Below are 281 nucleotides of genomic sequence, written 5' to 3'. Positions count from 1 at the left end.
CGAGCGTTATGCAAGCCAGGAACCTCAAGTACGGAGTGCCCATCGAGCTTTAAACCCGTTCGAACAACGGTGCATTCGGTCTTGAGGGCATGCAGAACGTATCCGCGATCTCTTCCGCGGGCTCGGCCACGAGCCGCTATTCGTCGAGGGCGACGATCCCAAATTGATGCACCGGGCCATGGCAGACGCGCTCGACGTCGCGCTCGTCAGCATCCGGTCGATCCAGCAGCACGCCCGCGACGGCCGCAAGAGCGTCGAACGTCCGCGCTGGCCGATGATCG

At 63.0% G+C, this 281-nt stretch carries 1 pseudogene; it reads left to right on the top strand.

The features are described 5' to 3' along the window. Positions 1–100: 100 nt before the first annotated feature. Positions 101–281, top strand: a pseudogene (locus AC0L3J_RS38015) (phosphoketolase family protein); the annotation flags it as partial.

The organism is Bradyrhizobium sp. Kon37 (assembly GCF_055807535.1).
This window is presented reverse-complemented; position numbering and strand designations above follow the sequence as displayed.